A 25,191-nucleotide genomic window follows, 5' to 3' on the forward strand; every position below is an offset into this window, starting at 1 on the left:
CTAAACCCTTACAAGCAATGGAGTAGGAATCGCTGCCATTTTTTGTAGGACAAGCGCAATGTCGGCGATACTGCCTACCTCGCTTCAACGTGACTAACGAAACTTCCTAAGTAAGCCTTTAGCAGGACTAAACCATGAGTCGTCAATTGCATGCCCAGACTTACGTCTGGCTGCAGGTGTTTTCCTGTGCCGCGCGGCACCTGTCATTCACCCGTTGTGCCGAGGAGTTGCACATCACACCGGGGGCGGTGAGTCAGCAAATCCGACAGCTGGAAGAGCGTCTGGGTTTTCGCCTGTTTCACCGTCGCGCACGGGGCGTGGAGCTGAGTGCTGAAGGACAGCGACTGGCGATTACGGTCAACGAGGCTTATGGCAGCATCGATGCTGAGCTGCGTCGTCTGGATGCGGGGATGATCAGCGGGATTCTGCGGGTGCGTTCGATTCCATCGTTCCTCAGCAAATGGCTCACCCCGCGCCTGCCGCGCCTGCAACAGCGTTACCCGGATATCCAGTTGCGGCTGGTGGCCGAGGACAGCAGCGTGCCGTTGCATGAAGGGGATTTCGACCTGGCCATCGACTTGAACGACGGCAGTTATCCGGGATTGTTATCCACAGCCTTGCTCGACGAGCAGATTTTCCCGGTGTGCGCGCCGAGCCTGTTGCGCGGACGACCGCCGCTGCACGGGCCGGCGGATCTGGTGCACTTCCCGCTGCTGCACGACATCACGGCCTGGCGCGGCAGTTATGAATACGCGGAGTGGGAGTTTTATCTCAATGCCATCGGATTCGATGGCGCCGACGTACGGCGCGGGCACACGTTCAATCGTAATCACTTGACCATCGAAGCGGCGATTGCCGGCATGGGTGTGGCGATTGCCCGGCGCACGCTGCTCAACGACGAGCTGGAGCGGGGGACGTTGATCGTGCCGTTCGGGATTTCGGTGCCCAATCACAAGCGCTATGTCTTGCTCTACGCACCAGGGGCGCTGAGCCATCCGGGCGTGCGGGCGGTGCATGACTGGCTGGTGGAAGAGGCGGGGATTTTTCGTAGCCTGCACCCGTTGGGTGATGGCCAATTGTGAGCAAATTTTGCAGGGGAGTGAGGCGACCCAACTCCCGACCTTACCAGCGCTTCACTCGGTTGTCCGGCTTTTTTTGCGTATGAATATTTATCTTTTTTCAGGGGTTGAAATGTTCGTCACACGGGCCGATTGTTGTAATCAAGAGGTCACGAAATCCTGTTCAAGGCCTCTTGCGAGCTAGCTGAAATAAGGGATGAACTATGCAAATCCAAGTCAACAGCGACAACCATATTCAAAGCAGCAAACGACTGGAGGAGTGGGTACGAACCACAATTGAGAGCACGCTCGACCGTTATGAGGAAGACCTGACCCGTGTCGAAGTCCATCTGAGCGACGAGAACGGTGACAAACCGGGTCCCCATGATTTGCGCTGCCAACTGGAAGCGCGGCCAAAAGGCCATCAACCGATTTCCGTCACCCACAAAGCCGATTCGCTGGAACAGGCGATCGATGGTGCAGCCGAAAAACTGGAGCACGCGCTGGAGCACCTGTTTGGCAAACTGCGGGGCAAACCGCGAGCCGCAGTGGTGCCATTTACCAGCAAGGCGAATGACGCGCTGCTGGAGGAAGAATTTCTGGAAAACGAACAGGCAGCGATCAACAGTTGATACGCTGATTTTATAAGTCACCCAATGAGAACGGGCCTGCAATTGCAGGCCCGTTTCGTTTCTGGTGGGTTTCGTGAGTGGATCAGATATGAACCCCCTCTCCCTTCGGGAGAGGGCTGGATGCATGTAGATCTCAGAAGGCAACGGAAGTCTGCACATACACCGTGCGCGGCTCACCCACGTATTTGCCCTTGTTGTTGTCATCGAACGAACGGGTGAAGTACTGGGTGTTGAAGATGTTCTTCACCCCCACCGCCACGTTCAGGTCCGACAGCTGCGGGCCGAAGTCATAACCGGCGCGGCTGCTGAACAGCATGTAGCCCGGAATCTTGCCGGTGCTGCCATCGGCGCTTTCTTTCGAGGTGTTGGCGTTGTCGGCGAACTGGTCGCTCTGGAAGCTGCTGTCCAGGTTCAGCTTCCACGGCCCTTCGGTGTAACCGACGCCGATCGTGCCTTTGTGTTTCGAGGAGAACGGCACACGATTACCCTTGTTCGGACCGTCTTCGCGGATGGTCGCGTCGACATAGGCGTAAGTGGCGTAGACATCGAAGCCGGCCAGCGCCGGGCTCAAGTCATCCAGCGCGTAATTGACGCTGGTCTCGATGCCCTGATGGCGGGTTTCGCCACGGGCGATCACCGAATCGTTGGTCTGATTGCTTTCGTACTGGTTGTCGAAGTTGATCAGGAACGCGCCGATTTCCGCTCGCAGGGCACCGTTGTCGTAACGGGTGCCGAGTTCCCAGGTGCGGGCCTTCTCCGGTTTCACTTCACCGCTGCTCACGCGGTTGGGCATCTGGCTGTATTGCACGCTGCCGAACGAACCTTCGGTGTTGGCGTACAGGTTCCAGGTGTCGGTCAGGTGGTACAGCACGTTCAACGCCGGCAGCGCGGTGTTGTAGTCACCCTTGTATTTGACGTTGGTCAGATTGTTGGTCTGCTGCGACTCGATCATCTCGTAGCGCACGCCCGGGGTGATCGTCCACTTGCCGATGTCGATGCGGTCATCGACGAAGAACGCATTGGCTTCGGTACCGCCACGGGTGTCGCGGTCGTTGCGGCTGTTGGTGGTCGGGTATTCGTTGCTGGCGATCGGGGTGCGATAGCGCAACTCGTGGCCGGCCTCATTGATGTAGCGATAGCCGACGCCGACTTCATGGCTGGTCGAGCCGAGGTCGAAACCTTGAGCGAAACGGGTTTCCAGACCGCGAACCCAGTATTCGCGCGGCGACAGCGACAGGAATGTGCCCTGATCCAGATAACCGCTGCGCAGGGTCTTGGTGAAGAAGGTGTTGGCGGTGAATTCGCGGCGATCTTCCTGATAGCGGTAGCCGAAATTGAACATCGTGCGACGGCCCCAGAACTGGTCTTTCGGTCGGGTCGACTGATACGGATCGGCATCGTAGTCGGCGACATTCAGACCGCCGGGCATGTCAGCCTTGCCTTCGTAATACTGGGCCATGGCGTTGAAGCTGTTGGCTTCGTCGAGCTGGTATTTGCCCTTGAGGATCAGGTCGTCGATTTCCGTGTCGCTGTGTTCGCGCCAGTCGCCACCGCGAGTGCCGGAGTACAGCAACGCGCCGCCCAGACCGTTGGCATTGGTGCCGCCGGCCAGCAGGTTGGCGCTGGTCTTGAAGCCGTCATGGCTCGACGAAGGACTGGTTTCGGTCTGGAAACCGCCCTTGACGGTCGGCTCGTCAGGAATCGCCCGGGTCACGAAGTTGACCACGCCGCCGACGTTCTGCGGGCCGTAACGTACGGCGCCGCCGCCTCGCACGACGTCCACCGCGTCCATGTTGCCCATGCTGATCGGTGCGAACGACAACTGTGGTTGCCCGTAAGGCGCGAATGGCACCGGGATGCCATCCATCAACACCGTCGAACGTGCGGCCAGGCGCGGGTTGAGGCCGCGAATGCCGAAGTTCAGCGCCATGTCGTGACTGCCGGTGCCGTTGTTTTCCGGCGCGTTGACGCCGGGAATGCGGTTAAGCACATCGCGGGCCTGGGTCGCGCCCTGGCGTTCGAACTCTTCGCGGCGGATCACGTCACGGGCGCCGGGATGTTCGAAGACGTTGACCTGTGCGGCTTCACCCAGCCAGTCGCCGACCACTTTCGAGGTGTCCAGCTCCAGGGCGCTGTCGCTCGACGGTTGCAGGCTGAAGGCATTGCCGCCCTCGGCGCGGGCTTGCAGGCCGGTGCCTTCGAGCAGCGCGTTCAGACCTTGTTCCGCTGTGTAGCTGCCTTCCAGCCCACGGCTTTGCACACCGCTGGTGACCTGCGAGCCAAAGGAAATCAGCACCCCGGCTTCACGGCCGAACTGGTTGAGGGCGTTTTCCAGCGACGACGGAGCGATGTGGTAAGCCTTGGTGTCGGCAGCCAGCGCATGGGGCATGGCGCTGAAGCTCAGGCTGGCGCCGAGGACGAGATTGCGCAGGGTTCGGGCCAGCGGCGTGAGGCGGGTGGGGAGCATGGAGGACGGTCCTGAGAAGGTTGAATCAAGGGGGGCTTTCCTTCTCTGTCACGCCAGATCTGAAAAACGGCTCATTTATTTTTACGGTTGATCAAACCTTGGCTTCGACCGTCACCCAGTAGCGAGTAAAACGCTTCACTTTTACCGGCAGGCTGATTTCCAGCAGATCGAGAATCCGCTCGCTGTCGTCCAGTGGATAAGTCCCGGAGATCAGCAAGTCAGCGACTTTTGCATCGCAATTGAGCTGCCCGCGACGGTAGCGACCGAGTTCGTCGAGGAAGTCGCCCAGGCGCATGTGGGCGGCCACGAGCATGCCGTCGGCCCAGGCGCCGCTGTTGGCGTCCAGCGGTTTTGCTTCGCTGATGGAGGTGGCGCTGAAGCTCAATTGTCGGGCGACCGGCAGCAACATCGGCGAGCGACCTTGTGCGTTCAACTCGACCCGACCTTCAAACAGCGCAACCTGCGTGCGGTCGGCAAACTGCCGCACGTTGATCCGCGCACCTTGAGTTTTCAGCACGCCTTGCGCGGTTTGCACTTCGAAGGATTGAGTGGCGGTCAGCAGCATTTCGCCTTCGAGCAGACGGATCAGTCCATCTCCCCGGACATCCGCCGCACTCGCGGTGTTGAGCTGCAACTGGCCACCCGCGCCGAGCGATATCTTGCGGCGCTGACCGACCGGGCTGCGGTAATCGGCCAGCAGCGACGGCAACGGATTGTGCTCGCGCATCCCCCAGGTGACTGCCGAACCGGCGCCGAGAAGCAGCAACAATTTGAGAGCCTGACGCCGACTGCCGGACTTTGGCGCGTTCAACGCGGCATGGGCCAGTGGCGATGACAAACCCCGCAACCGCGAATTGACCCGCTGAATGTGTTCCCAGGCGCGGCGATGTTCGCTGTGAGCGTCGATCCACTGTTGCCAGGCTTGTTGTTGACGCGGATTCAACGGGCCCTGCTGCATTTCCAGCAGCCAGTGCACCGCTTGCTCGGCAACCTGCGCGGAAAAATCCATCGGCGGATTCACAGAGCAAAGTAGCAGCGCATCGCTGCCTTGTTCAGATGACGTTTGACCGTGGCCACGGAGATACCCAGTTCGGCGGCGATCTGCGGATAGGTCAGGCCATCGACCTGCGCCAGCAGAAATGCGCGTTTGACGGCGCGCGGCAGGCCATCGAGCAACTGATCCAGCTCCATCAGGGTTTGCAGGATGATCGCTTTCTCTTCTTCCGAAGGCGCGACGACTTCCGGCATCTGCGCGAGGGTGTCGAGGTAGGCGCGCTCCAGGTCCTGGCGGCGGTAATGGTTGAACAACACACGCTTGGCCAGCGTGGTGAGGAACGCCCGGGGTTCGATGATCACCGGCGGTTCTCGTGCGGTCAGCACCCGAATGAACGTGTCCTGGGCCAGATCGGCGGCGCTGTCCGGGCAGCCGAGTTTGCGCCGCAGCCAGCCAGTGAGCCAGCTGTGGTGGGCCTGATACAGCGATTCGACGGGATGGGCGGACGACAACGGCATCACTCCGGGCGCATACAGGATGCGTTAGAGAACAAGAATGGTTCGCATTGTAGGGCCGTGAATGCATGCCGGCAATCAGACTCTTTTGCGTATGAGAATATTTATCATTAATATTGCATTCCTGTCGTCTCGGCCTGTTGGCCGGGCGTTAACCGTTTCAGGGTCGAAACATGAAAGCCAAACTCGCCACACTCCCCATGTCCTATCGTCTGGCCGTCACTTCGCGGGTGCTCGCGGCAGTGTTTGGCGGCTATCTGGTCGCGGCGCTGGCCAGTGTCACGCTGACTCTGTGGTTGCCGCTGAACCGCGCCGAAGCGGTCATCACCGGCATGACGGTTTCGTTCCTCGTGTATCTGGTGGCCGTGCTCTGGTGCTTCGCCTGCCGTAGTGCCTGGGCGGCGTGGGTCGGTTTGCTGGTGCCGAGCGTGATTCTGGCGACGATTTCCGGCGCCGCTCGGGGTCTGGGTTACGCATGAAAGAGGGTTTCCGGCAGGCGATGGCCTGGCTGCACACCTGGACCGGGCTGGTCTTCGGCTGGCTGCTGTTCGCGATTTTCCTGACCGGGACGCTGGCCTATTTCAAGGACGAGACCAATCACTGGATGCAGCCGGAAATCCCGTCGCGTCCGCTCGATGCCGAAGCGAGCCTGACGCTGGCGCAAACCTATCTGCAGCAGCGCGCGCCCGATGCGCCGAGCTGGCAGATCACGCTTCCCGATACGCGCGAGCCCGGGATCTCTGTCGGTTGGCAAGCCCCGACCCAACCCGGCCAGCGCGGCCGATTCACCGAAAAAATCCTCGACGCCCAGACCGGTGCCGAAGTGCCCGTGCGCAAAAGCTTCGGCGGCGAATTCTTCTACCGCTTCCACTTCCAGCTGCAAATGCCTTATCCGTGGGGCCGCTGGCTGGCGACCAGCGCGGCGATGGTGATGTTCATCGCACTGATTACCGGGATCATCACCCACAAGAAAATCTTCAAGGACTTCTTCACCTTCCGCCCGCACAAAGGCCAGCGCACCTGGCTCGACGGGCACAATGCGGTGGGCGTGCTGGTGCTGCCTTTTCACCTGATGATCACCTACAGCAGCCTGGTGATCTTCATGGCGATGGTTATGCCGGCGAGCCTTTTGGCGTCCTACGGCAGCGGTCGCAGTGCGTTTTACGATGAAGTGTTTCCCGAAACGCCGGCCCCGGAGCGCGCAGGCATACCCACCATGTTGCCGCCGATGGCACCGCTGCTGGCACGTGCAAGTGAGCACTGGGGCGGCGGACATGCCGCGCGGGTGACGGTGAATAATCCCGGCGACGCCAATGTCTCGGTGCAGGTGTCGCGTGCCAGCTCCGACAAGATCACCTACGAATACGGCAGCGACGTGGCTTTCAATGGCGTGACCGGACAAATCCTCGGTGCGACCCCGGCCAAACCGCTGCCGATGACGATTGCCGGCAGTTTCTATGGTTTGCACATCGGCCATTTCGCCGGCCCGGTGCTGCGTTGGCTGTATTTCATTTGCGGCTTGGCCGGCACGGCAATGATCGGCACCGGACTGGTGATCTGGCTTGGCAAACGTCAGCTCAAACATGCCAAGACCGGGGTCATGCCGTTCGAGTTGCGGCTGGTCGAAGTGCTGAACATCGCCAGCATGGCCGGGCTGGTCAGTGCGGTGGCGGCGTTCTTCTGGGCCAACCGTCTGTTGCCACTGAGTCTCGACGGCCGGGCCAAGTGGGAAGTGAACGCGTTCTTCATCGCTTGGGCTTTGAGCCTGGTGCATGCCTTGCTCCGACCCGGTCGCAAAGCCTGGGTCGAACAATTGACACTGGCAGCGCTGCTGTTCACCACGGTGCCGTTGCTCAACGCATTGACCACTGCGCATCACCTCGGCGTCACGCTGGTCCAGGGTGACTGGGCCTTGGCCGGTTTCGACCTGACCTGCCTCGGCACCGGTCTGTTCCTGGGGTGGGCCGCCTGGAAAATGCAGCGTGCCGGCCACACCGTCCGCGTGAAAAAGACACCTCGCGAAACACCCCGGCCGATCACGCTTGAGCAGGGGACGCACTGATGCTGCTGGCGCTGTTGCTGTGTTACGCCGGATTTACTGCGCTGTGTCTGTCGATGCCGCGACATCACGATGAGCTGCTGGGTCACAAGCCTTCAAACCGACGCGCAAAAAGTCTGAAGCTCGCCGGTTGGTTGCTGCTGTGTCTTTCACTCTGGGCCGCCGTGGCTGCCAACGGCTGGGGTTTCGGTCTGGTCGACTGGTTCGCTGTGTTGATGATCAGCGCATTGTTGCTGGTGCTGCTGATGCCCTATCGACCGAAACTGGCAATGGCGATGGCGGCGTTGAGCCTGTTGGCGACGCCGGTCGCCGCATGGGCGTGGTGATGCAATGCTGATCGGTCATCCCCCGGAATCCCGCGACGACGAACCGAGCGGCGCGCGCGCGCATTTTCTTCAGGTGTTTCTCTCGCAGCGCCCGCAAATGGAAGCGCTGGTGAACCGTCGCGTCGGTTGCCGGGCGACGGCAGCGGACCTGGTGCAGGATCTGTTCCTGCGATTCTGGCGCCGGCCGCTGGTGCAGGTTGAAGAGCTCAGCACCTACCTGCTGCGCTGTGCCGGCAACATCGCCATCGACCATTTGCGCAGCGAAGGCACGCGGGTGCGGGTCAACGAAGGCTGGCAACCGGATGAGCCGGACAGTAGCGCCAGCGAACCGCAAGCGGCACTCGAAGCAGGCAATGATCTGCGCCACGTCGAAGCGGCGTTGCGTGCATTGCCCGAGCGCACGCGGCAGATCTTTTTGCTCAATCGCATCCACGGGCGCAAGTACGCCGAGATCGCCAAGGCTATGGGCCTGTCCCAAAGCGCCGTGGAAAAACATATGATGCGCGCCCTCGAGGCCTGCAAGGCCAGCCTGCGCGAACCCGCGCCACGCCTGCCAGGGAAAGCACCGTGAATCACACCGACCGCGTCATCCCGACGCCCGCTCAGGAGCAGGCGGCTTTTGCCTGGCTGAGCCTGTTGCACGACCGCCCCAGCACCGGTGACCAACTGACCTTCAGCCAATGGCTGCGAGCCGACCCGGCCCACGCCGAGGCATACGCCCAGGCGCAAGTCATCTGGGAATTGAGCGAAGGGCCGGCCCGCACTCTGGCGGATGAAGAGGCATTCGCCTTGCAGGGCTATCTGAATGCGATGGACCGGCCGCGCCGTCCGCAGATTCGACGTTGGGCCGGAGCGCTGGCAATGGCGGCCTGTCTGTTGTTGATGATCAGCCTCGGCACCGGTTGGCAGCCGCAGCGTTGGGTCGATGATCTGGGCGCCGACTATGTTTCGGCACCCGGCGAAATCCGCACCGTGACCTTGGCCGATCAGTCGCAAGTCACGCTGGATGCCGACAGCGCCATCGCCGTGGATTTCAGTCATGGCGAGCGGCATGTCCAGGTGCGTCGGGGCGCCGGTTTTTTCAGCGTGACTCACACCGGCGAGCCGTTCGTGGTCGAGGCTGAAAAGGGCCAGGCGCGGGTGCTCGGCACGCAGTTCGAAGTGCGCCTGCAACCGCATGGCGCACAAGTCACCGTGTTGTCCGGGCGCGTTGGCGTGACGGCGGCGCGGGATGCCGAGCAGCAGATTCTCACCGCCGGCCAGCAAGTGGCATTTGGCAAAGGCATCGCGGAAAAACTGCACGCCGTGGACAGCGAAGCGCAACTGGCCTGGCGTCAGGGCTGGCTCACTTACTACAAGTCGACACTGGCCGATGTGGTGCAGGATCTGCGGCGTTATTACCCGGGACGGATCGTGTTACTCAATGACGAATTGGGCGCGCGCAAGGTCAGCGGAAGCTTTCCGAGCAAGGATCCGCAAGCCGTGCTGAATTCGCTGCAGGGAGTTCTGGGATTCGAGCAGCATCAGGTGCTGGGCAAGCTGATTATCCTGCGCTGAAAATATTTTCAAATTTGTGGTGAGGTAAATCCCGACGCCATCCGTGTAGTGACTGAAACTGCGAGTCATTCGCATCCGTTGCGGTTCTACACAGGTCATGAGCAATGAAGTCCAGGGCAAAATCGGGTTCGGTCAAACAGTGGTTCGGTGCCTCGGCGCTGAGTTTTGCGGCGTTGGCGTTGTTGCCGATGAGCGTGGCGCAGGCCGCCGAAAGCAACAGCAGCCAGCCACAGAAACAGTTCAGTTTTTCCCTGGCCGCCAAACCGCTGCCGCAAGCCTTGAGCGACTTCAGTCGCGTGACCGGCCAGAGCGTGGTCTACACCGTTGAAGCGCCGTACGGCCTCAACGCCCCAGCGGTCAACGGGCAGATGAGCGCGGAACAGGCGTTGCAACGTCTGCTCACCGGATCCGGCCTGACCTTCCGCCGCACCGACAGCCATACCCTGGCACTCGAACCGCAACCGACCGCAGGTGCGTTGAACCTCGGTGCGACCAACATCACCTCGGTTATGGATCAACCGATGAGTTACCAGCCACCGGAAACCAGTTCGGTGATGCGTTCCTCGGCCTCGCTCCAGGAAATTCCGCAGACCGTCAACGTGATCCCGGCCCAGGTCATTCGCGACCAGGCGCCGCGCAACCTCGATGATGCACTGGCCAACGTCAGCGGTATCACCCAGGGCAACACGCTGGGCAGCACCCAGGATTCGGTGATGACCCGGGGCTTCGGCGACAACCGCAACGGTTCGATCATGCGCGACGGCATGCCGGTGGTGCAGGGCCGTGGCATGAACGCGACCGTGGATCGCGTCGAAGTGCTCAAGGGCCCGGCCTCGCTGTTGTACGGGATTCAGGACCCTGGCGGCGTGGTCAACATGGTCAGCAAAAAGCCCGAACTGACCCAGTACAACGCCCTGACCCTGCGCGGTTCGACCTACGGCGATGGCAAGAACGGCAGCGGTGGCTCGTTCGACAGCACCGGTGCGTTGGGTGATTCCGGACTGGCCTATCGCATGGTGCTCGATCACGAAGACGAAGATTACTGGCGCAATTTCGGTACCCACCGTGAAAGCCTGATCGCGCCGTCGCTGGCCTGGTACGGTGAGCGCACCAAGCTGTTGTTTGCCTATGAGCATCGGGAATTCCTGACGCCGTTCGACCGTGGCACGCTGATCGATCCACGCACCAACCATCCGCTGGACATCTCGCGCAACGAACGTCTCGACGAGAAATTCAACGACATGGAAGGGCGCTCGGACCTCTATCACTTCGAGGCCGACCACGAACTCAACGACGACTGGAAAGCCCATTTCGGCTACAGCTGGAACCGCGAAACCTACGACGCCAGCCAGGTCCGCGTGACCGCGATCGACACCAAGAAAGGCACGTTGACCCGCAGTATGGACGGCACCCAAGGCGCAATCAGCACCGACCGTTTCACCACCGCCAGCCTCGAAGGCAAGGTCAACGTACTGGGCATGCAGCATGACCTGGTGTTCGGCGTCGATGACGAGTACCGCAAGATCTACCGCGCCGACCTGATCCGTCAGAAAAGCCTGAGCACCTTCAGCTACGTCAATCCGGTCTACGGCCGCGAAGTCGCCGGCACCACTGTCAGCCCGGCGGACAGTGCGCAGACCGATCTGCTGCGCAGTGATTCGGTGTTCCTGCAGGACTCGATTCACCTCAACGATCAGTGGATTCTGGTGGCCGGCGGGCGCTTCCAGGAATACGACCAGTACGCCGGCAAAGGCGTGCCATTCAAGGCCAACACCGACAGCAACGGCCAGAAGTGGGTGCCGCGTGCAGGCCTGGTGTATCGCTACACCGACGCGTTGTCGTTCTACGGCAGCTACACCGAATCGTTCAAACCGAACTCGACCATCGCCCCGCTGAGCGGCAGCAGCACCGTGCTCGACGGTAGCATCGCGCCGGAAGAAGCCAAATCCTGGGAACTGGGCGCACGCCTTGACATTCCGGGGCGTGTCACCGGCAACATCGCCTTGTTCGACATCAAGAAACGCAACGTGCTGGTGGCCAACGCCGAAGGCCCGACCACAATCTACAGCGCTGCCGGCGAAGTGCGTTCCCGGGGCCTGGAAGTGGACCTGACCGGCCAGCTCAGCGACCGCTGGAGCATGATCGGCAGCTACGCCTACACCGACGCCGAGGTCACGGAAGATCCGGACTACAAAGGCAACAAGCTGCAAAACGTGGCGAAGAATACCGGCTCGCTGTCGGCGGTCTACGACTTCGGAAGCGTGATCGGCGGCGATCAACTTCGGGTCGGTGCCGGTGCGCGGTATGTCGGTGAACGAGCGGGTAACGCGGTGAATGATTTCGATCTGCCGAGCTACACCGTGGCCGATGCGTTTGCCACTTACGACACCAAGGTTGAAGGGCAGAAGGTCAAGTTCCAGCTCAACGTGAAGAACCTGTTCGACCGCACTTACTACACCTCGGCGGCGAGCCGGTTCTTCGTGTCGATGGGCGACTCGCGGCAGATTTCGTTGTCGAGCACGCTGGAGTTCTGATCAGCGCAAAAACGCCTGGCGATACTCGCCGGGCGTTCCACCCAGCACCTGGCGAAAGCGGTTGGTGAAGTGGCTGGCACTGGCAAATCCGCACGCCAGGGCAATCTCCCCCAACGGCAACGCCGTCCCTCGCAACAACTCCCGCGCCCGGCTCAAACGTCGCGCCAGCACATACTGATGCGGCGGCAAGCCGAAGCTCACCCGGAACATCCGCGCAAAGTGGTATTCCGACAACGCACACAACCCGGCCAGTTGCCCGAGGCTGATCGGCTCGGCCAATTGACTGTCGATGAACTCCACCAGTTGCCGGCGCTGATGCGGTGCCAATCCACCTTTCAGACGCAAACCCTGACGCACGCCGACCTGGCTGAGCAAGGTATGGCTGATCAATTCGTGGGCCAGGCTGCTGGTCAGCAAGCGCTCTGCCGGCTCGTCCCAGTTCAAGGTAAGTAACTGGCGAAACCGTCGGGCCTGTTGCGGATCTTCCAGAAAAGTCTGTTCGCGCAGCTGCATTTCCCGGGGCTCGCGATCCAGCAGGGTGACGCAACCCAGGGCAAATTGTTCGGCGCTGAAATACAGGTGAGCGAGGCGAATGTCGCCGTTGATCACCCAACCCGATTCGTGGTCGGCCGGCAGGATGCACAGCTTGTCCGGGCCGCCCTTGTGGCCGGGTTCGCCACGGCGGAAGGTGCCGGTGCCGCCAGCGATGTAGCAGGAGAGGGTGTGATGGCTTGGCGCTTCGTATTCCTGGGCGTCGTGGTGATTGGTCCACAAAGCTGCAGACAGGCCGTCACCCAACTCGGCGCTGTGCACAAGGCGTGCATTGGGCGAATTGTTGAGGGCTTGAAAGACTTGCAGGGTATCGATGGCGGCCATGATCGGTTCTCTTCAACGCCTTGCATCCTACTCCGTAGATTTCGCGCTGCCAGCCTGCGGTCCGACAAAAGCGCAAGTTTATGCAAGCGCGGGCAGAGGGGACGGGCGGACACTGAAACCCAATCGAGGAGTGTCTGCCATGAACCTGTCGTTGTATTTGTTGACCGTGCTGATCTGGGGCACCACCTGGATTGCCCTGAAGTGGCAACTGGGCGTGGTGGCGATTCCGGTGTCGATCGTCTATCGCTTCGGTCTCGCCGCGTTGGTGTTGTTCGCGCTGTTGCTGCTCAGCCGGCGGCTGCAACCGATGAACCGGCGCGGTCATTTGATTTGTGTGGCGCAGGGCTTGTGTCTGTTCTGCGTCAACTTCATGTGCTTCCTGACTGCTAGCCAGTGGATTCCCAGCGGTCTGGTGGCGGTGGTGTTTTCTACCGCAACGTTGTGGAACGCGCTGAATGCGCGGGTGTTCTTCGGTCAACGCATCGCGCGCAATGTGCTGATGGGCGGGGCGCTGGGGCTGGGCGGTCTGGGCCTGTTGTTCTGGCCGGAGCTGGCCGGGCATCACGCCAGTCCGCAAACCTTGCTCGGTCTTGGCCTGGCACTCTGCGGCACCTTGTGTTTTTCGGCGGGCAACATGTTGTCGAGCCTGCAACAGAAGGCCGGCCTCAAGCCGCTGACCACCAATGCCTGGGGCATGGCTTACGGTGCCGCGATGCTGTCGGTGTGGTGCCTGGTCAAAGGCATTCCGTTCGAGATGGAGTGGACGTCGCGCTACATCGGCGCGCTGCTGTACCTGGTCATCCCCGGTTCGGTGATCGGTTTCACCGCGTACCTGACCCTCGTGGGTCGCATGGGTCCGGAACGCGCCGCGTATTGCACAGTGCTGTTCCCGGTGGTGGCGTTGAACGTTTCGGCGTTTGCCGAAGGGTATCAATGGACGGCGCCGGCGTTGGCGGGGTTGGTGCTGGTCATGCTGGGCAACGTGCTGGTGTTTCGCAAACCCCGCGCACCGATACTGCCGACTCAAGGCAAACTGGCCTGATGCACACGAGCGCTGAATGTTCAGCGCTCCACTTTTATAACGATGTATATCAATAACGGAAATATGAAATCGACAATGTGTCGGGCCCAGTCCTTGGCATTCCATGTTTGTGAAGTGTCCATATCGAACCATTCAACACCGATGGTTTGCAGGCCGACGTAATAAACGAACATGGCGATCAATAAACCAATGATCGAAAGTTTCTTCGCCTCATGGAAGGCTTCCGCTGATTCGTTGATTTTCCGAAAGAGGTGATAAGTGCCCAGCAGGCAGCAAACGGTATAAATCACTTCCAGGGTAATGATCAGCCAGTAAATTCGATGGTGCAGCATGGGTGAGGTAATTGCCCGATAGCGTATGTTCTCGTTGATCTGAGTGGTGTCCATACTGAGGATGTGCCCGACATATTCATAGTTTGACGGGTAGTCGGTGAAGTTGCTGTACATCACGAAAAGGCCGAAGATGCTGATGTAAGCCATGAGTATGACTTTGCTGTGGCGGACAAGTTGATCGGTGGTCAGGTTTTTCAAAGTGGGTGCTCTCCATAAAGTTTTAACTTCTGGAGAGTCTATAGCGGCAGTGTCTGTTTCGTTATTCAGTTCAATTGCAAGTTATGTGTGCCGGATAAAAGATCGGGCAAGTGCAATACACACTTGCCCGATTTTTTTAACCGCGCCAGACCTGCGGATTGACCAGGTCCTGCGGCCGCTCACCGAGCAGGGCGCTGCGCAGATTGGCCAGTGCGCGGTTGGCCATGGCTTCGCGGGTTTCATTCGTCGCCGAACCGATGTGCGGCAAGGTCACTGCGTTTTTCAACTGGAACAGCGGCGATTCGGCCAGCGGTTCCTTCTCGTAGACGTCGAGGCCGGCGCCGCGAATGCGGTTGTTCTGCAGGGCTTCGATCAGTGCCGGTTCATCGACCACCGGGCCGCGGGAGATGTTCACCAGAATTGCGCCCGGCTTCATCAATGCCAGTTCGCGATGGCTGATCAAGTGGCGGGTCTTGTCGCTGAGCGGCACCACCAGGCAGACGAAATCCGCTTCGGCCAGCAGTTGGTCAAGGCTGCGGAACTGCGCTCCGAGTTCCTGTTCCAGTTCGGTCTTGCGGCTGTTGCCGCTGTAGATAATCGGCATGTTGAAGCCGAAGCGTCCACGTCGAGCGACGGCGGCGCCGATGTTGCCCATGCCGACGATGCCCAGGGTCTTGCCGTGTACGTCGCACCCGAACAGTGGTGCGCCGACGCTGGCCTGCCATTGGCCGGCCTTGGTCCAGGCGTCCAGTTCGGCGACGCGGCGGGCACTGCTCATGATCAGGGCGAAGGCAAGGTCAGCGGTGCTTTCGGTGAGGACGTCCGGGGTGTTGGTGAGCATGATCCCGCGCTCGTTGAAGTAGGCAAGGTCGTAGTTGTCGTAGCCGACGGAGACGCTGGAGACCACTTCAAGTTTCGCGGCGTTTTCCAGTTGGGCCTTGCCGAGTTTGCGACCGACGCCAATCAGGCCGTGGGCGTGGGGCAGGGCTTCGTTGAACTGGGCGTTGATGTCGCCGTTTTTCGGGTTGGGGACGATGACGTCGAAGTCCTGTTGCAGGCGTTCGATCATGGGGGGGGTGATGCGGCTGAAGGCCAAAACTGTTTTTTTCATTGGCTTGGGCTCGGCTGGGCGGCTGATGTGATTGCCAAGCAAGCTAACATTTTCTGTTTGGGGTTGTCTTGGCGGCCTCTGGGCCGACCAGGTTTTGGGTTGTTTTGTGTGAATATCCGTTTCTGCGGGTGCTGCCGCTGGCGGTTCCGCTCTTACAGCGGCTCACTTTTCCAAACGCCGAAAAGTAAGCAAAAGGCTTGGCCCCGGCGTTCGGCACCTCGCTTTGGCTCGGTGTTCCTTCGTTCCGGGATTCATCCGGGGGCATCGCCTACGGTTTGCTTCGCTGCACCTCCTCTCGATGCATGCGGCTTCGCCGCACGGCGCTGCGCGCCCCCCCCCGGATGAATCCCTCCACTCAGCCTTCCGATGGGGCCGGCACGTCAAAAGCGGTACTCGAGCTAACGCTCATTGTGTTGAGTGGTGGAAAGCCAAAGCAGAAGCGGATTGTGTGCTTTTTTAATACTTGAGTTCGACTCGGTCTTTCACGTCGGTGTACCTCTCCCAAACAACTCGGTCAGTCCCCTCTCCCCCGGAGAGAGGGCTAGGGTGAGGGGGTAGCGCTCTCCATACCACCCCATTTTCAGGAGGACCAACTCAATTCGCCACCCGCGCCCCCGCCAGACTCCCGCTCATCTCATAAGCGGCCAACTCCGCCTGATGCCCCGCCAGAATCTCCGGCAGCGATCCACGCAGGTACTCGACCCAGGTCTTGATCTTCGCATCCAGGTACTGCCGCGACGGGTAGATCGCATACAGGTTCAGTTCCTGCGAGCGGTAGTTCGGCATTACCCGTACCAGCGAACCGTTGCGCAAGCCTTCAATCGCGGCATACACCGGCAACACACCGACCCCCATCCCGCTGGTGATCGCGGTTTTCATCGCGTCGGCGGAGTTCACCAGAAAGGGCGAGCTATTGATGGTGACCATTTCCTGGCCTTCCGGGCCGTCAAAGGCCCATTTTTCCAGAGGGATCACCGGGCTCACCAGGCGCAGGCAGGCGTGGTTCAGCAGGTCGCTGGGTTTTTGTGCGCAGCCGTTGGCTTTCACGTAGGCCGGGGAGGCGCAGACGATGCTGTAGGTGATGCCCAGGCGTTGCGAGACGAAACCCGAATCCGGCAGTTCGCGGGCGAGGACGATGGACACGTCATAGCCTTCGTCGAGCAGGTCCGGTACTCGGTTGGCCATGGTCAGGTCGAAGGTCACGTCCGGGTGGGTCTTGCGGTAGCGGGCGATGGCGTCGATCACGAAGTGCTGGCCGATACCGGTCATGGTGTGCACTTTCAGTTGTCCGGCCGGGCGGGCGTGGGCTTCGCTGGCTTCGGCTTCGGCCTCTTCGACGTAGGCGAGGATCTGCTCGCAGCGCAGCAGGTAGCGTTTACCGGCTTCTGTGAGCGCGATGCGCCGGGTCGTGCGGTTGAGCAGGCGGGTTTGCAGATGGGCCTCAAGGTTGGAGACCGCGCGCGAGACGTTGGCGGTGGTGGTGTCGAGTTGCACGGCGGCGGCGGTGAAGCTGCCCGCTTCGGCCACACAACTGAAGGCGCGCATGTTTTGCAAAGTGTCCATGGGGTGCTCTCAAGGGAGATGGCAAATTGTGACACGAAGTTTCAGGGGCTGAGACCCCCGACCAAGGGATTATCTCGTTAACGGTAACAAAGATTCACAGGAATCCCAGCTTATCGCCGTAAGGGCGCCCCCCTAGAATTGCGCCCACCTCGAAACATCCCCCACCTCAGGAATTCGCAGCAGTGCCGCGTCGCATCAACAGAGCGCTTTTGCCGCTCAGTGTTCTGGCTTTTACGTTAGGTCTCAGCGGCTGCATCGGAACCGGAGGGATTGCCCCGCAGGGCAAGGCTCTGGAGGCCAATGAACTGGCCACCGACGAAGCCATCGCCCACGCCGCCCGTGACGCAAACTGGCCCACCGCCCAATGGTGGCAAGCCTACGGTGACCCGCAACTCAATCGCTGGATCGACCTCGCCGTGCAAGGCAGCCCGACCCTGGCCATGGCCGCCGCGCGAGTGCGTCAGGCCAGGTCGATGGCCGGCGCTGCCGAAGCCGCCGAGTCGTTGCAGATCAATGGCGAGTCGACCCTCAAGCGCCACAACTGGCCGACCGACCAGTTCTACGGCCCCGGTGAGCTGGCCAACAGCACCACCTGGGACAACAACGCCGCGCTGGGTTTCAGTTACGCCCTCGACCTCTGGGGCCGTGAAAGCAACAGCACCGAGCGGGCTGTCGATCTGGCGCACATGAGCGCTGCCGAGGCGCGGCAGGCGCAGCTCGAGTTGCAGAACAACATCGTGCGCGCCTACATCGAGCTCTCGCTGCATTACGCCCAGCGCGACATCGTCGCGGCGACGCTCAAGCAGCAACAGCAGATTCTCGAGTTGGCGCAGAAACGCCTGAACGGCGGGATCGGCACGCACTTCGAAGTCAGCCAGGCCGAAACGCCGCTGCCGGAAACCCATCGGCAACTGGATGCGCTGGACGAAGAAATCGCCCTGAGCCGCAACCAGATCGCGGCACTGGCCGGCAAAGGCCCAGGCGCCGGCGCGCAATTGCAGCGTCCGACCCTGTCCCTCGGCGCGGCGCTGAAGTTGCCGTCGGCATTGCCCGCCGAATTGCTCGGTCAGCGTCCGGACGTGGTCGCCAGTCGCTGGCAAGTGGCGGCGCAGGCGCGCGGGATCGAGGTCGCGCATGCCGGGTTCTACCCCAACGTCGATCTGGTCGGCAGCCTCGGCTACATGGCCACCGGCGGCGGGGCGCTGGAGTTCCTGACCGGCAAGAAGCTCAACTACAACGTCGGGCCGGCGATTTCGCTGCCGATTTTCGACGGCGGGCGACTGCGCGCTGAACTGGGTGAAGCCTCGGCGGGTTATGACATCGCCATCGCGCATTACAACCAGACCCTGGTCAATGCGCTGAAGAACATCTCCGACCAGTTGATCCGCCGCGAGTCGATGGACAAGCAGCAGACGTTCGCCGCCGAATCGGTGGCCACGGCGCAGAAGACCTACGACATCGCGATGATCGCCTATCAGCGCGGGCTCACCGATTACCTCAACGTGCTCAACGCCCAGACTTTGTTGTTCAAACAGCAACAGGTTCAGCAGCAAGTGCAGGCGGCGCGGTTGAGTGCCCACGCGGAACTGGTGACAGCATTGGGTGGTGGTCTTGGCGCGGGTAAAGACGTACCGACCGCCGAGCAGACCGCCGCACCGAAAACCCCGGCCCTTCTTCAAGCCCTCGACCACTGAGCAAGATTCAATGACTCCCTTGCCCGCACCTTTGCGCTGGCTCTACTCCCTGGAATGGCGCCGGGGTTTCTTCGACTGGGCGCGCAGCGACGGCGTGACCTGGGTCTACATCTTCAAGGTGTTGATCGCCGCATTCCTGACTCTGTGGCTGGCGATGCGCCTGGAGCTGCCGCAACCGCGCACGGCGATGATCACCGTGTTCATCGTCATGCAGCCGCAGAGCGGTCAGGTGTTCGCCAAGAGTTTCTATCGCTTCCTCGGCACCCTGGCCGGGTCGGCGATGATGGTCACGCTGATTTCACTGTTCGCCCAGAACACCGAACTGTTCCTCGGTTCGCTGGCGATCTGGGTCGGCATCTGCTCGGCCGGCGCCGCCCGTTGCCGCAACTTCCGCGCCTACGGTTTTGTGTTGGCCGGGTACACCGCCGCGATGGTCGGCCTGCCGGCGCTCGCCCATCCTGACGGTGCGTTCATGGCGGCGGTGTGGCGAGTGCTGGAAATCTCGCTGGGGATTCTCTGCTCGACGCTGGTCAGCGCCGCGATTCTGCCGCAAACCGCCAGCGCCGCGATGCGCAACGCCTTGTATCAGCGCTTCGGTGTGTTCGCTCTGTTCGTCACTGATGGCCTGCGCGGGCGCAGCAAACCGGAGTCGTTCGAGGCCAGTAACGTACGCTTCATCGCCGAAGCGGTGGGCCTGGAAGGGCTGCGCAGCGTGACCGTGTTCGAAGACCCGCACATGCGTCGACGTAACGGTCGGCTCAGTCGCCTGAACAGCGAGTTCATGGGCATCACCACCCGTTTCAACGCCTTGCACCAGTTGCTTGAACGCCTGCGCCGCAACGGTGCCGATCATGTGGAAGCGGCGATCAAACCGGGCCTGCAGGATCTGGCCGAAGTGCTCGACGGCTTCAGCGGCCGCGCCCTGACCAGCCCGGATGCGGCGCGCCTGGTGCTGGCGCTGACGGCGTACAAGGAAGGCTTGCCGGCGCGGGTGCGCAGCCTGCGGGCGATCTTCCAGGAGAGCGAGCCGAGCGACGCCGAGCAACTGGATTTCCACACCGCGTATGAGCTGCTCTATCGCTTCGTCGATGACCTGCACAGTTATGCACAGACCCACGCCTCGCTGGCCGATCACAGTCACGAACGCGAGCGCTGGGACGAGCCGTTTACCCCGCAGACCAGTTGGTGGGCGGCGGCGGCTTCGGGGATTCGTGCCACGTTCATCCTGGTCGTGCTCGGCAGTTACTGGGTCGCCACGGCGTGGCCGAGCGGTGCGACCATGACCCTGATTGCCGCTGCCACCGTGGGCTTGTCGGCGGCGACACCGAACCCGAAACGCATGGCGTTCCAGATGGCGTGCGGCACGTTCCTCGGGGCGTTGATCGGCTTCGTCGAGATGTTTTTCATCTTCCCGTGGATCGACGGTTTTCCGCTGCTGTGCGTGATGCTCGCGCCGGTGATCGTGCTCGGTTCGTTCCTCGCGTCGCGGCCGCAATACGCCGGTGTCGGCCTCGGTCTGCTGATCTTTTTCAGCACCGGTTCGGTGCCGGACAACCTGACGATCTACAACCCCTACACCTTCATCAACGACTACATCGCCATGGTCATGGGCATGCTGGTCTGCGCGGCAGCGGGCGCGATCATTCTGCCGCCGAACAGCCGCTGGTTGTGGCGCCGCCTGGAGCAGGACCTGCGCGGGCAAGTGGTGTACGCGATCAGCGGCAAACTCAAGGGCCTGGCGTCGAGTTTCGAAAGCCGAACCCGCGACTTGATGCATCAGGCTTACGGTCTGGCAGCCGGTCAGCCACTGGTGCAGAAAAACCTGCTGCGCTGGATGTTCGTGGTGCTGGAAGTCGGCCACGCGATCATCGAGTTGCGCAAGGAACAGGCGATCCTGCCGGTGCACCCGGCGTATGCCGAATCCCAGCCGTGGCGTCAGGCAATCCGGGTCATGGGGCGTTCGCTGGTGCGGCTGTTCCTGCAACCCAATTCGAGCAATCTGGAACGCGCACTGGTTGCGGTCGATCACGCGATCAGCCGTGTCGCCGCCACCGATGAGCCGTTCGCACCGCACTTCGATACCTCGGCACTGCGTCGGGTGAAAAGCTACCTGCACTTCATCCGCACCTCGCTGCTCGACCCGCAATCGCCACTCGCTGCCTACGCCATCGCCAAGCCCGAAGGACTTGCCCATGCCTCGTGAAATCGCCTTCCACGGCGTGTACATGCCGACCATGACCCTGATGTTTTTTGTCGCCGCAGCACTGGCCTGGGCGCTGGACCGTTTCCTCTCGGGGTTTGATCTGTATCGCTTCTTCTGGCACCCGGCGCTGCTGCGCCTGAGCCTGTTTACCTGTCTGTTCGGCGCGATGGCGCTGACTGTTTACCGTTGAGTCTGAGAATTGTCCCGATGAAAAAGTTTTTCAGCCTGCTCGCGACCCTGCTGGTGTTGGCCCTGGCGCTGTGGATCGGCCGCACGTTGTGGGAGCACTACATGAACACCCCGTGGACCCGCGACGGTCGGGTGCGCGCCGATATCATCAACGTCGCTGCCGACGTCACCGGTGAAGTGGTCGACGTGCCAGTGCGCGACAACCAATTGGTGAAGAAGGGTGATCTGCTGATGCAGATCGACCCCGAGCACTATCGCCTGGCGGTGAAGCAGGCGCAGTCGCTGGTCGCATCGCGCAAGGCCACGTGGGAGATGCGCAGGGTCAACGCCCATCGCCGCGCTGATATGGACGCATTGGTGATCTCCAAGGAAAACCGCGACGACGCCAGCAACATCGCCGACTCGGCACTGGCCGATTACCAACAGGCCCAGGCGCAACTTGAAGCGGCTGAACTCAACCTCAAACGCACCGAAGTGCGGGCTGCGGTGGACGGCTACGTGACCAACCTCAATGTGCATCGCGGCGACTATGCGCGCATCGGCGAAGCGAAAATGGCCGTGGTCGACATGAACTCGTTCTGGGTCTACGGCTTCTTCGAAGAAACCAAGCTGCCCCACGTGCGCGTCGGTGACAAAGCCGACATGCAACTGATGAGCGGCGAAGTCCTCAAGGGCCACGTGGAGAGCATTTCCCGCGGCATCTACGACCGTGACAACCCGGAAAGCCGCGAGCTGATCGCCGATGTGAACCCGACCTTCAACTGGGTGCGTCTGGCGCAACGGGTACCGGTGCGGATTCACATCGATGAAGTGCCGGAGGGTGTGTTGCTGGCGGCGGGGATTACCTGCACCGTTGTGGTGAAGCAGGACGCTGTCGAGTAACCCTTGGGGCGAGGGAGGATGCTCCCTCGCCGGATTGGCTCGTTGTCAGCCTTGGCAAAACGTCTCGTGCAGATGCCGCCAGATCACCCGCCCGGATTCGGTTTTTTCAAACACCACAGTCGAACGTCGATCCGTGTGCAACCCGCTCGCATCAGTCTGCTGTTCGCGGTAACTCACCGTTGCACCCCGCTCATGCAGGGCAATCCCACAAAGCTCGCGGAGCTCGATCCTGAACCCGCTCTTCTTCCCGCCCGCCATTTGAAACAGCGCACGCAACGCCTCGAAATCCAGCACGCGTCCCAGCGGCGTCACCATGGAAAACCGTGGCGAAAACCGCGTCAGCAATCGCTCCAGTGCAGCCTCGTCTTCCTCCACCGCAAACCATCGTTCGATGGCCTCGTGAGCCTGGATCACTTCGTCAAAGTAGTCGGTGTAGTCAGTCATGTGGATTGTTCCTGAAGGGCAGGTGAGCTCAGCAGAGCGAGTACTTTTGTCGAGTCGAAACGCAGCACGGCGGCCATCGGCAACAGCGTCAGCAACGCGGCGGCGAGAAAGCAGTATTTGAAACCGTTGGCGCCCAACGAGCCCAGCAATGAACTGAGCAACGCCGCGCCGAGGCAGAAGCCGAGTTGCCGGTTGATGTTCCACAAGGCGCTGGAGTGGCCCATTTTCTCTGGCGTGATGCCGACAAATGCCAGGGTCTGCGCTGTGACGCTGCAAAGACTGCCGCCCAGCCCCATCAAGGCGTAAGCGAGGATCAACGGGACGCTTGCGGGCTGGTCGAGCTGCATCAGCACGACGATGCCAAGGCATTGCAACAGCATGCCGGCGATCAGCAATGGCTTGGGACCGATCCGGTTAAAGCTGCGTTTGCCCAGCATGATCGCCACGCCCGAGGCGGCCGCCCAGGACAGCATCAGCGCCCCGATGTGTGCTGCGCCGAAACCGAGGTCATGCAGGTACAACACGGCAATCATGTTGGTGCCGGTGAAGATGCCGGGCACAAACAGGTAGATCAGCATTGCCAGGCGCAGGGACGGGTTTCTGATCAGTTGCAGATCCAGGACGGCACCCGGTTTGCCCCAACCATCGCGCAGGTAGACCCACAGGGTCACGGCGCTGAGCAACAACACACCGCCTGCGAGGTGACGGGTTTCGGGTTCACTCGCCAGGCTGACGGCAATCAACAACAGACTCAGCGCAGACACGGCCAGCAGCAGGCCACGTGCGTCCAGTGTCGGACGTTCGCTCGTTGGCTGATCCGCTTTCAAACAGAGCAGGCCCAGACCGAAAGCAAAAAGCGCCACCGGCAGGTTCAGGTAGAAAATCCAGCGCCACGACAACGCTTCTACGATCAAACCGCCCGCCGCCGGCGACAGGGCCGGCACCATCAGCGCCACCAGCAGAACCACACCGGTGAAGTGCGCACGTTGTGTCGCCGGAAACTCCCGATAGGCCAGCGCCTGACCGACCGGAAGCAGCAACCCGCCACCGAGTCCTTGCAGCAATCGCCAGCCAATCAGGCTTTCAATCGAACTCGCCTGAGCGATGAGCCCGGAGGCGACCCCGAACACCAGCAACGAACCGAGGATCAACCGCCGCTCGCCCATCCGTGCCGCCAGCCACACGCTCATCGGAATGATCAGCGTCAGTCCGAGCATGTAGGCGTTGGTGATCCACGCCAGTTGCGTCACCGAGGCGTGCAACTGTGCGGCGATGTCCGGGTAGGCGATGCTCGCGGCGAACATGTTCAGCAGGTCGAGGGCGAACCCCAACAGATACACCAGCGCGACTTTCGAGCGATAGGCCATGGCAGCTTCCCTGTGATGAAGCGTGCAGGGTAGGGCGCTTGTGGCGATAGAAATACGCTGGTTTGGCTGCTAGTTTGTCAAAATTATTTTGACAGTGAGCGCAGCGAATATGGTCAGTCTGGATCGATTCGATACTTTCAAAGCTGTGGTCGAGGCCGGCTCTCTGACCGCGGCCGCCGATACGCTGGGACAGACGCGTGCGGTGGTGAGCTTCAACCTCAAACGTCTTGAGGAAGAGTTGGGCGTCACCTTGCTCACTCGCAACACCCGGCAATTGGCTTTGACCGATGCTGGCGAACGTTTTTACCGACGCTGTCGGCGCACCCTGGACGAAGCGCGGTTGGCGATCGAGGAAGCACGTTCGGAGCACTCGCAGCTCAAGGGCACGTTGCGCATCACCACGACCGTGGAGTTTGCCCTGGCTCAGGTGGTGCCGGCGCTGGAAGTGTTTCGTCAGCAGCAGCCGCAACTGAATATCCACCTGTCCACGTCCTCGACCCATGCCGATCTGATCTCCGAACGCTTTGACATGGCGATCCGCCTGGGCCGCATGCACGACTCCAATCTGCGCGCGGTGCAGTTGTCGACGTTCGAGGTGTTTGCCGTGGCGGCGCCGGGGCTGGTCGAGGGTTTTACTCCGGTAAACACCTTGGCGGTGCTGGAGTCGATGCCGACACTGGGACATGGGCGAGTGCCGGAAATGACGGTCACCGACCCGGCCGGCACCGAGCATCTCTACCAGCCGAAACCGGGAACCACAGCCATTGTTGCCGACAACTCGGCAACCCTGCGTGCCTTTGCGTTGACCGGGCAAGGCGTGGCGATTCTGCCGCAATGGTTGATTCAGGAAGACCTCGACGCCGGGCGATTACAGCGTCTGTTGCCGGATTACCGTTTCGCCCAACAAGGCGTGTACGCACTGTACCCGGACACCCGGCACCTGCCATTGAAGGTGCGGGCGTTCATTGATTTCATGAAGGGCTGGGGCTGAGATTTTGTGTTGGCCGTTCTGGCCCTTTCGCGGACAAACCCGCTCCCAAAGAGAACCTCTGCCGTTGCGAGGATTCCTGTGTAAGCGGGTCCGTCATGGAAAGCATCGACGCAATCTGTTTCGCGAGAGACCTCAGCGCCCTTGATTGCAAAGTGCA

At 61.2% G+C, this 25,191-nt stretch carries 23 protein-coding genes; 14 read left to right on the plus strand and 9 right to left on the minus strand.

Annotated features, from left to right (window positions below; translation table 11 throughout):
- The first annotated feature begins 134 nt into the window (after positions 1–134).
- Positions 135–1,082, plus strand: a complete 948-nt coding sequence (locus AC1RR7_RS19815; RefSeq protein WP_102619474.1) for a LysR substrate-binding domain-containing protein — start codon at positions 135–137, stop codon at positions 1,080–1,082.
- Between the two features lie 200 nt (positions 1,083–1,282).
- Positions 1,283–1,690 (plus strand): HPF/RaiA family ribosome-associated protein, encoded by a 408-nt coding sequence (locus tag AC1RR7_RS19820; protein WP_096819094.1) that lies wholly within the window; start codon positions 1,283–1,285, stop codon positions 1,688–1,690.
- 133 nt (positions 1,691–1,823) lie between these two features.
- Here the strand turns inward: AC1RR7_RS19820 and fecA are convergent, their stop codons facing one another.
- From fecA to AC1RR7_RS19835, 3 genes are all read right to left on the minus strand, one after another.
- The gene (fecA, locus tag AC1RR7_RS19825) at positions 1,824–4,157 is read right to left on the minus strand and encodes a TonB-dependent Fe(3+) dicitrate receptor FecA (RefSeq protein ID WP_493158234.1); all 2,334 of its coding nucleotides are present in this window, start codon (positions 4,155–4,157) and stop codon (positions 1,824–1,826) included.
- A gap of 91 nt (positions 4,158–4,248) precedes the next feature.
- Positions 4,249–5,178 (minus strand): DUF4880 domain-containing protein, encoded by a 930-nt coding sequence (locus AC1RR7_RS19830; RefSeq protein ID WP_493158235.1) that lies wholly within the window; start codon positions 5,176–5,178, stop codon positions 4,249–4,251.
- The gene (locus AC1RR7_RS19835; protein WP_085730110.1) at positions 5,175–5,663 is read right to left on the minus strand and encodes a sigma-70 family RNA polymerase sigma factor; all 489 of its coding nucleotides are present in this window, start codon (positions 5,661–5,663) and stop codon (positions 5,175–5,177) included. Before AC1RR7_RS19835 ends, AC1RR7_RS19830 begins: the two co-directional genes overlap by 4 nt.
- Before the next feature lie 176 nt (positions 5,664–5,839).
- Here AC1RR7_RS19835 and AC1RR7_RS19840 point away from each other — a divergent pair, with 176 nt between their 5' ends.
- The 6 genes from AC1RR7_RS19840 (at position 5,840) to AC1RR7_RS19865 (ending at position 12,142) form a co-directional block, all read left to right on the plus strand.
- A complete protein-coding gene (locus AC1RR7_RS19840) occupies positions 5,840–6,145 on the plus strand; it encodes a DUF3649 domain-containing protein (RefSeq protein ID WP_096819105.1) in 306 nt (101 codons plus the stop codon).
- Positions 6,142–7,728 (plus strand): PepSY-associated TM helix domain-containing protein, encoded by a 1,587-nt coding sequence (locus AC1RR7_RS19845; RefSeq protein ID WP_493158237.1) that lies wholly within the window; start codon positions 6,142–6,144, stop codon positions 7,726–7,728. Before AC1RR7_RS19840 ends, AC1RR7_RS19845 begins: the two co-directional genes overlap by 4 nt.
- Positions 7,728–8,051 carry a DUF3325 domain-containing protein gene (locus AC1RR7_RS19850; RefSeq protein WP_192559821.1) on the plus strand — a complete coding sequence of 108 codons (324 nt, stop codon included), beginning with the start codon at positions 7,728–7,730 and terminating at the stop codon, positions 8,049–8,051. Before AC1RR7_RS19845 ends, AC1RR7_RS19850 begins: the two co-directional genes overlap by 1 nt.
- 4 nt (positions 8,052–8,055) lie before the next feature.
- Complete coding sequence (locus tag AC1RR7_RS19855; protein ID WP_096819110.1) at positions 8,056–8,622, plus strand: RNA polymerase sigma factor; 567 nt, start codon at positions 8,056–8,058, stop codon at positions 8,620–8,622.
- Positions 8,619–9,608 carry a FecR family protein gene (locus tag AC1RR7_RS19860; RefSeq protein WP_493158239.1) on the plus strand — a complete coding sequence of 330 codons (990 nt, stop codon included), beginning with the start codon at positions 8,619–8,621 and terminating at the stop codon, positions 9,606–9,608. Before AC1RR7_RS19855 ends, AC1RR7_RS19860 begins: the two co-directional genes overlap by 4 nt.
- Positions 9,609–9,712: 104 nt before the next feature.
- Entirely contained in the window at positions 9,713–12,142 is a 2,430-nt protein-coding gene (locus tag AC1RR7_RS19865) for a TonB-dependent siderophore receptor (protein WP_493158240.1), read from the plus strand.
- Here the strand turns inward: AC1RR7_RS19865 and AC1RR7_RS19870 are convergent, their stop codons facing one another.
- Positions 12,143–13,018, minus strand: a complete 876-nt coding sequence (locus AC1RR7_RS19870; RefSeq protein WP_102619482.1) for an AraC family transcriptional regulator — start codon at positions 13,016–13,018, stop codon at positions 12,143–12,145.
- Positions 13,019–13,157: 139 nt separating this feature from the next.
- Here AC1RR7_RS19870 and AC1RR7_RS19875 point away from each other — a divergent pair, with 139 nt between their 5' ends.
- Positions 13,158–14,060 (plus strand): DMT family transporter, encoded by a 903-nt coding sequence (locus tag AC1RR7_RS19875; RefSeq protein ID WP_102619483.1) that lies wholly within the window; start codon positions 13,158–13,160, stop codon positions 14,058–14,060.
- A gap of 20 nt (positions 14,061–14,080) precedes the next feature.
- Here AC1RR7_RS19875 and AC1RR7_RS19880 read toward each other — a convergent pair whose 3' ends face one another.
- The 3 genes from AC1RR7_RS19880 to AC1RR7_RS19890 all read right to left on the minus strand — a co-directional run bounded on the left by AC1RR7_RS19880 (position 14,081) and on the right by AC1RR7_RS19890 (position 17,264).
- Positions 14,081–14,590, minus strand: a complete 510-nt coding sequence (locus AC1RR7_RS19880; protein WP_102619484.1) for a DUF2165 family protein — start codon at positions 14,588–14,590, stop codon at positions 14,081–14,083.
- Positions 14,591–14,726: 136 nt separating this feature from the next.
- Positions 14,727–15,701, minus strand: coding sequence for a 2-hydroxyacid dehydrogenase (locus AC1RR7_RS19885; RefSeq protein ID WP_493158242.1), 975 nt, complete (start codon positions 15,699–15,701; stop codon positions 14,727–14,729).
- A gap of 594 nt (positions 15,702–16,295) precedes the next feature.
- Positions 16,296–17,264, minus strand: coding sequence for a LysR family transcriptional regulator (locus tag AC1RR7_RS19890; protein WP_096819124.1), 969 nt, complete (start codon positions 17,262–17,264; stop codon positions 16,296–16,298).
- A 182-nt stretch (positions 17,265–17,446) separates the two neighbouring features.
- Between AC1RR7_RS19890 and AC1RR7_RS19895 the strand changes: the two genes are divergently transcribed.
- The 4 genes from AC1RR7_RS19895 to AC1RR7_RS19910 are packed head-to-tail and all read left to right on the plus strand — an operon-like array spanning position 17,447 to position 22,232.
- Positions 17,447–18,958, plus strand: coding sequence for an efflux transporter outer membrane subunit (locus AC1RR7_RS19895; RefSeq protein ID WP_192559828.1), 1,512 nt, complete (start codon positions 17,447–17,449; stop codon positions 18,956–18,958).
- A gap of 10 nt (positions 18,959–18,968) precedes the next feature.
- Positions 18,969–21,161 carry an FUSC family protein gene (locus tag AC1RR7_RS19900; RefSeq protein WP_096819128.1) on the plus strand — a complete coding sequence of 731 codons (2,193 nt, stop codon included), beginning with the start codon at positions 18,969–18,971 and terminating at the stop codon, positions 21,159–21,161.
- Positions 21,151–21,351, plus strand: coding sequence for a DUF1656 domain-containing protein (locus tag AC1RR7_RS19905; protein ID WP_003221811.1), 201 nt, complete (start codon positions 21,151–21,153; stop codon positions 21,349–21,351). Before AC1RR7_RS19900 ends, AC1RR7_RS19905 begins: the two co-directional genes overlap by 11 nt.
- A 17-nt stretch (positions 21,352–21,368) precedes the next feature.
- Complete coding sequence (locus AC1RR7_RS19910) at positions 21,369–22,232, plus strand: efflux RND transporter periplasmic adaptor subunit (RefSeq protein WP_096819130.1); 864 nt, start codon at positions 21,369–21,371, stop codon at positions 22,230–22,232.
- 45 nt (positions 22,233–22,277) lie between these two features.
- On the opposite strand, the gene AC1RR7_RS19915 is transcribed toward AC1RR7_RS19910, so the two are convergent.
- Together AC1RR7_RS19915 and AC1RR7_RS19920 are read right to left on the minus strand one after the other, a co-directional pair.
- The gene (locus AC1RR7_RS19915; protein ID WP_102619488.1) at positions 22,278–22,676 is read right to left on the minus strand and encodes a DUF4440 domain-containing protein; all 399 of its coding nucleotides are present in this window, start codon (positions 22,674–22,676) and stop codon (positions 22,278–22,280) included.
- Positions 22,673–24,043 carry an MFS transporter gene (locus tag AC1RR7_RS19920; RefSeq protein ID WP_493158244.1) on the minus strand — a complete coding sequence of 457 codons (1,371 nt, stop codon included), beginning with the start codon at positions 24,041–24,043 and terminating at the stop codon, positions 22,673–22,675. Before AC1RR7_RS19920 ends, AC1RR7_RS19915 begins: the two co-directional genes overlap by 4 nt.
- Positions 24,044–24,152: 109 nt before the next feature.
- Here AC1RR7_RS19920 and AC1RR7_RS19925 point away from each other — a divergent pair, with 109 nt between their 5' ends.
- Positions 24,153–25,034 (plus strand): LysR family transcriptional regulator, encoded by an 882-nt coding sequence (locus AC1RR7_RS19925; RefSeq protein ID WP_493158246.1) that lies wholly within the window; start codon positions 24,153–24,155, stop codon positions 25,032–25,034.
- The last annotated feature ends 157 nt before the right edge of the window (positions 25,035–25,191 follow it).

Source organism: Pseudomonas sp. GW821-FHT11G12 (assembly GCF_058808055.1).